The sequence below is a fragment of the Roseomonas sp. TAS13 genome, from assembly GCF_001950415.1.
Lineage (GTDB): Bacteria > Pseudomonadota > Alphaproteobacteria > Acetobacterales > Acetobacteraceae > Roseomonas > Roseomonas mucosa.
In genome coordinates, this window is record NZ_BDLP01000254.1 from 1 (window position 1) to 6,375 (window position 6,375).

At 71.0% G+C, this 6,375-nt stretch carries 7 protein-coding genes; 3 read left to right on the forward strand and 4 right to left on the reverse strand.

Annotated elements, in window-relative coordinates:
• On the forward strand, nucleotides 1-1,351 hold a 1,351-nt coding region (locus ROTAS13_RS17140; RefSeq protein WP_075822941.1), incomplete at its 5' end, for a cobaltochelatase CobT-related protein.
• A 5-nt stretch (nucleotides 1,352-1,356) separates the two neighbouring features.
• Nucleotides 1,357-2,328: an esterase-like activity of phytase family protein gene (locus tag ROTAS13_RS17145; protein WP_171979133.1), complete on the forward strand. Its 972-nt coding sequence runs from the start codon at nucleotides 1,357-1,359 to the stop codon at nucleotides 2,326-2,328.
• A 12-nt stretch (nucleotides 2,329-2,340) separates the two neighbouring features.
• On the opposite strand, the gene ROTAS13_RS17150 is transcribed toward ROTAS13_RS17145, so the two are convergent.
• The 4 genes from ROTAS13_RS17150 to ROTAS13_RS17165 form a co-directional block, all read right to left on the reverse strand.
• Nucleotides 2,341-3,180, reverse strand: a complete 840-nt coding sequence (locus ROTAS13_RS17150; protein ID WP_075822943.1) for a sensor histidine kinase KdpD — start codon at nucleotides 3,178-3,180, stop codon at nucleotides 2,341-2,343.
• 44 nt (nucleotides 3,181-3,224) lie between these two features.
• Nucleotides 3,225-3,521: a 50S ribosomal protein L28 gene (rpmB, locus tag ROTAS13_RS17155; protein WP_019460735.1), complete on the reverse strand. Its 297-nt coding sequence runs from the start codon at nucleotides 3,519-3,521 to the stop codon at nucleotides 3,225-3,227.
• A gap of 128 nt (nucleotides 3,522-3,649) precedes the next feature.
• Nucleotides 3,650-3,913 (reverse strand): hypothetical protein, encoded by a 264-nt coding sequence (locus ROTAS13_RS17160; RefSeq protein WP_019460734.1) that lies wholly within the window; start codon nucleotides 3,911-3,913, stop codon nucleotides 3,650-3,652.
• 39 nt (nucleotides 3,914-3,952) lie between these two features.
• Nucleotides 3,953-5,866, reverse strand: a complete 1,914-nt coding sequence (locus tag ROTAS13_RS17165; RefSeq protein WP_075822944.1) for an ABC transporter ATP-binding protein/permease — start codon at nucleotides 5,864-5,866, stop codon at nucleotides 3,953-3,955.
• Between the two features lie 101 nt (nucleotides 5,867-5,967).
• Between ROTAS13_RS17165 and ROTAS13_RS17170 the strand changes: the two genes are divergently transcribed.
• A partial coding sequence (locus ROTAS13_RS17170) for a DUF4743 domain-containing protein (RefSeq protein WP_171979134.1) occupies nucleotides 5,968-6,375 on the forward strand: 408 nt, incomplete at its 3' end.

Below are 6,375 nucleotides of genomic sequence, written 5' to 3' on the forward strand. Positions count from 1 at the left end.
GGGCGAGCGGGCCGAGGCCGCGCTCGACGAGATGGCGGGCAGCACCGAGGACCAGGACGCCTTCGCCCGCGCCGCCCGCAAGCTGCTGACCGCGCTCGACCTCGCCGAGGCCGAGGTGGAGGCCGAGAGCAGCGAGGACGAGGAGCAGCAGGGCGACCAGGGCGCCGACTCCTCCCAGGTCCAGGACAATTCCGGCGAGGGCGAGGCCCAGTCCGAGGATGCCGAGAGCATGCTCGGCGCCCAGCCCGAGCAGGCCCAGGGCGAGGCCGCCGAGGATGAGGGCGAGGGCGAGGAGGAGGACGGTTCCGCCGCGGAGGGCGAGGACCGCCCGGGCGGGCCGCAGCAGCGCAAGGAGGTCCCCGCCTCCGACGACGCCTCGGTGTACCGCGCCTATACCAAGAGGTTCGACGAGGAGGTCGGCGCCGACGACCTTTGCGACCCGGAGGAGCTGGCCCGGCTGCGGCAGCAGCTCGACCAGCAGCTTTCCCACCTGCAGGGCGTGGTCTCCAAGCTGGCCAACCGCCTCCAGCGCCGCCTGATGGCGCAGCAGCAGCGCGCCTGGGAGTTCGACCTGGAGGAAGGGATGCTGGACGTGGCGCGGCTGGCCCGCGTCATCTCCAACCCGACCTATTCCCTGTCCTACAAGCGGGAGCGGGAGGCGGATTTCCGCGACACGGTCGTCACCCTGCTGATCGACAATTCCGGCTCCATGCGTGGCCGCCCGATCACCGTGGCCGCCATGTGCTGCGACATCCTGGCCCGCACGCTGGAGCGCTGCGCGGTGAAGACCGAGATCCTGGGCTTCACCACCCGCGCCTGGAAGGGCGGCCAGTCGCGCGAGCGCTGGGTGCAGGACGGCAAGCCGCGCAATCCCGGCCGGCTGAACGACCTGCGCCATGTCGTGTACAAGGCGGCGGACGAGCCCTGGCGCCGGGCGCGCAAGAATCTCGGGCTGATGCTGCGCGAGGGGCTGCTGAAGGAGAACATCGACGGCGAGGCGCTGGACTGGGCCTATCGGCGCATGCTTTCCCGCGCCGAGCACCGCCGCATCCTGATGGTGATCAGCGACGGCGCGCCGGTGGATGACAGCACTCTTTCGGTGAATCCGGGCAACTACCTGGAGCGGCACCTGCGCAAGGTGATCGCCGACATCGAGGGCCGTGACATCGTGGAGCTGGTGGCCATCGGCATCGGCCATGACGTCACCCGCTACTACCGCCGCGCCGTGACCATCGTGGATGCCGAGGAGCTGGGCGGCACCATGATGCAGAAGCTGGCCGAGCTCTTCGACGAGGATGCCGCGGCCGCCTACCAGCGCGCTGCCGCCGAGCGTTCCCCCGCCCTGATCTGACGGGCTTGCACCGGCGTCGCCTGCTCGGGGGCGGGCTGCTGGCGGCCGTGGCGGGGCTGGGCGGCTGTGCCCTGGCGTTGCAGCCGGAAACCGACCGCCCTTTGTCGCGCCCGCTGCCGCCACCGGAGGGCAATCCGCCCTTCGGGGCGGAGCGCGTGCTGGGCGTGCTGGAGCTTGATGCCCGGCGCCTGGGGGGAGAGGGCCTGTCCGGCCTGCACATCTCCGACGACCTGCACCTGACCGCGATCGGCGACCGTGGCGCCTGGTGCCACGCGCGCCTTGTGCTGGATGAGCGGGGCGTGCCGCTGCGGCTGGAAGCGCCGCGCGCCGGGCGCCTGCACGACGCGCGCTGGCGGGCCCTGCCCGTGCCCTTCTCGGCCGATGCGGAAAGCCTGGCGCGCCTGCCCGACGGCTCCTGGCTGGTGGGCTTCGAGCGCTGGCACCGGATCTGGCGCTACCGCGACCTGAACGGCCCGGCCGAGCCGGTCAGGGCGCCACCGAGGCTGGAGGAAGCGCCGCTGAACGGAGGGCTGGAAAGCCTCGCCGTGCTGGCGGACGGGCGCTGGCTGGCCATCGCCGAGAAGTACCATGCGGACGAGGCCGGCGCGCTGCGCCATGCCTGGATCGGCGGCCCCGGAGGCTGGCAGGCCCTGGCCTACCGCCCCGCGCCGGGCTTCGACCCTTCGGATGCCTGTCCGCTGCCGGATGGCGGCGCGCTGGTGCTGGAGCGGCATTTCTCCTGGCTGGACGGGCTGCGCGGGCGGCTTTGCCACATCCCGGCCGGACGCCTGGCCCGGGCCGGGGCCGGCAGCGTGCTGGAGGGCGACGCGTTGCTGGATCTGGCCGATCCCCTGCCCACCGACAACTGGGAAGGGGTCAGCGTCTTCCACCACCGGGGGCAACGGCTGGCCGCGCTCATCTCGGACGACAACGGGTTGGCCATCCAGCGGACACTTCTGATGGTGATCCGCCTCTGACGGGCGTTTCCGTCAGGCGCCGGTGTCGGGGGCGAGCAGGCGGTGTTCCGGCAGCGTCATCCAGACCCGGCTACCGATGCCGCTCATGGCCTCGACCACCAGGTCGCCGCCATGCGCGTGCAGGAGGTCCCGCGAGGTCGCAAGGCCCAGTTCCAGCCCACGCGTCCCGGCGCGCGTGACCATCGTGTCGCCGAGGTCGCCCACGGCGGCGCCATGGCCCTCGTCCTCGACCACCAGAGCGAAGCGGCCCGGCTGGTGCCGGACATGGATGGCGATGCAGTCGCCCATGCCGGTGTCCCGTACCGCCCGGGCCAGGACCTGGAACAGCACCCGGCCGAGCGCCCGCCGGTCACCGAGCAGGACGATGTTCTCGACCTCCGGATCGATCCGCCACAGGCGCATCCCCTCCCCCATGGGGCGCCGCACCTCCGCCAGGGCTTCCTGGAACACTTCGCCCAGCCGCAAGGGTTCCTCGGCCAGATGCCGGCCCTGCCCCTGCGCGGCCTGATGCTCCGCGAGGCTGTCGCCCGTCTCGTCGGCGAGGTTGAGCAGGTGCGCGGCGCCACTGCGAAGCCGGCCGATGGTCTGGAGGTAGAGGGAGGTGGAGACGGTGAGGTCCGGGTGCTGCGCCAGCCGCTCGGACAGGGTCAGTAGTTCCAGCCCGGGCCGGGTCAGCTCTCGGGCCAGGATGCCCAGGTGGCGGCGCTGGGCCGCCAGGGCATCCTGCTCGGCGGACAACCGGGCCTCGGCGGTGCGGGCCCGGCGGGACTGCCTCAGGGCAAGAAGCCCCAGGCCCACCGCAGCCAGAACGGCCGCGAGGGCGAGGAGCGTCAGAATCGGGACGTAAGCCATTTCCCCGCCATTATAGGGGGGAAACGGTTAAATGCCCGTAAAGATCAGGCTGCCTGCTTCTTGACCTGGGCGCGCTCGATGCGGCGCTTCAGGGTCAGGGCCTCGGTGCCGAGCTTCCGGTCGGGCGTGCCGAGCAGGAAGGAGTCGAGACCGCCATTGTGCTCCACCGTGCGGATGCCATTGGTGGTCAGGCGCATCTGCACCGCCGTGCCGAGCACATCGGAGAAGAACGACGCCTGCTGCAGGTTGGGCAGGTAACGGCGGCGGGACTTGTTGTTGGCGTGGCTGACGTTGTTGCCGGTCAGCACGCCCTTGCCGGTGATGTCGCAGCGGCGGGACATGTCGTTGAACCTCGAATTCGCGAACGCGCGGGAAGGGCGGCCCTATGGCCCACCGAGCCCGCGTCGTCAAGTTTTGTTCCTGGGAAGAACAATCCAGGCAAGGTCGCCGACTGTCCTTCCCGCGTTCTTCAATGGGAGCCGCGCATGCTCTCCAGCTCGCCGCGCTCCACCGATTCGAGGGCGCTGCGCAGCACGCGGGCGATGGCCTTGTCCTCCATCGAGCGCGCCATCAGCCCCAGCGCGCCGCCCAGCAGGGCCGAGGCGACCGAGATCGGCGCGATGTTCTGCTCCGTCATGTACTCGATGGCCTTGTCCACGATGGAGCCGGCATGGCTCAGATCCTCCGGGGCCATTTCGTCGAGCTTGTTGTTCCCCGGGTTGTCAGACGCCATCAGGGGCTCTCCTCAGTTCTGCGGTCGGGCGCAACATGGTCATGCCGTGGCCGGAGCGGAAGCCCCTTCGGCCGCCCCGTGCCGGCGGCGGGCGGCCTCCGGCCCCCGGTCCGCGTCCAGGTCCGCCGCGGCTGCGGCCTCGGCGGCGGCCACCGCCTCGGACTGGCGGCGCCACATGGCGGCATAGAGGCCGTCCTCGGACAGCAGCCGCGCATGGCTGCCCCGCTCGGCGATGCGCCCGTCCTGCAGCACGATGATCTCGTCGGCATCCACCACGGTGGAAAGCCGGTGCGCGATCACCAGCGTCGTCCTCCCCTGCGCCACGCCGCGCAGGGCGGACTGGATCTCGCTCTCGGTGCGGGTGTCGAGGGCGCTGGTGGCCTCGTCCAGGATCAGCACGCGCGGGTCCTTCAGGATGGTGCGGGCGATGGCCACGCGCTGCTTCTCGCCGCCCGAGAGCTTCAGCCCCCGCTCGCCGACCCGCGTGTCGTAGCCGTCGGGCAGGCGCAGCACGAAGTCATGCACCTGGGCGAGCCGCGCCGCCTGCTCGACCTCCTCCTGCGTGGCACCGGGGCGGCCATAGGCGATGTTGTAGCGGATGGTGTCGTTGAACAGCACCGTGTCCTGCGGCACCACGCCGATGGCGGCACGCAGGGATTCCTGCGTCACGTCGCGGATGTCCTGCCCGTCCAGCAGCACCCGGCCGGAGGAGGCGTCGTAGAAGCGGAACAACAGGCGGGAGATGGTGGACTTGCCCGCCCCTGTCGGCCCGACGATGGCCAGGGTCCGCCCCGGCGGCACGGTGAAGGAGACGCCCTTCAGGATCTCCCGGTCCGGGCGGTAGCCGAAATGCACGTCCTCGAACCGCACCTCGCCCTGCCCCGCCGCCAGGGCCGGGGCGCCGGGGCGATCGGCCACCTCGCGCTCCTCCCGCATCAGGGTGAACATGGCGTCCATGTCCACCAGCCCCTGCTTCACCTCGCGGTACACGAAGCCCAGCATGTTCAGCGGCAGGTAGAGCTGGATCAGGTAGGTGTTCACCAGCACGAAGTCGCCCACCGTCATGCTGCCGGCCGCGACGCGGCTGGCCGCCATCAGCATCACCGTGGTCAGCCCCACGGCGATGATCGCCGCTTGGCCGGCGTTCAGCATGTTCAGCGTGGTCTCGGAGCGGGTGTAGGCGCCCTCGTAGCGCGCGAGCGAGGCGTCGTAGCGCCGCTCCTCGTGCCGCTCGTTGCCGAAATACTTCACCGTCTCGTAGTTCAGCAGGCTGTCCACCGCCTTGGTGTTGGCATCCTGGTCCATCTCGTTCATCGCCCGGCGGAAGCGCAGCCGCCAGTTCGTGAAGGCGAGGGTGAAGACGATGTAGATGCCGATCGTGCCCAGCGTGACGGCCGCGAAGGCGAAGGAGAACATCTTCCACAGGATCGCCGCGACCAGCAGGATCTCGAAGATCGTGGGGATGATGTTGAACAGCATGAAGTCGAGGACGAAGTTGATCCCCCGCGTCCCCCGCTCGATCACCCGCGACAGCCCGCCGGTCTGGCGGTCCAGGTGGAAGCGCAGGCTGAGCGCGTGCAGGTGCTGGAAGACCTGCAAGGCGATGCGCCGAGCCGCGCGGGCCTGCACCTTCACGAAGATGGCGTCGCGCAGTTCGGCGAAGAGGGAGCTCGCCACCCGCAGCAGCCCGTAGCCCAGCACCAGGGCCACCGGCACCGCCGCGACGGCCGCCACGCCGCCGGCCGCGGTCGCATGGGGGGTCAGCGCGTCCACCGCCCGCGCATAGGCCATGGGCACATAGACATTGGCCACCTTGGCGCAGACCAGGAAGGCCAGCGCCAGCACCACCCGGACCCGCAGGCCGGTCTCGTTGCGGGGCCAGAGATAGGGGGCGAGGTTGCGCAGCGTCTGGAAGTGGTTGCCGCCCATGCGGGCGGGGAGTGATTCGGCCATCAGTCGGAAGTCTCGCGAAATTTCCTCCCAGATGGGCAGACTTCGCCACCCCGCAAAGCCGAATGGTTGCAGGCCAGTCCGGCGCGGCGCATCTGCGAGGGATGGACACACGCCTCTATCGCCACATACAGGCCTGCAACGACCATCCGGAGCTGGGGCGCTACACGCCGCTGCGCCTGGGCGGGGAGCAGGTGGGATGGCTGCCGCCGGTCCTGGCGGCGCGCCTGCCGGAGCTCTCGCCGCATCTCCGGGCGGCGCCGGAGGGCGTGGTGCTCGACCCGGGCCTGGCCGGCCCCGGCGAGCGCTCCGCCGCCCTGGCGCATCTGACGGCGAGGCTCGCGGCCGAGGGCATGTTCAAGCCGCGCAAGGAGATGTTCGACGTCCGCGCGGCGCCCGGCGGGCCGGTGCTGGCGGTGGTGGACCGGGCGGCCGTCGCCGCCTTCGGCATCCTCAGCCAGGGCGCGCATCTGAACGGGCTGGTGCGGCGGGCGGATGGGCTGCACCTGTGG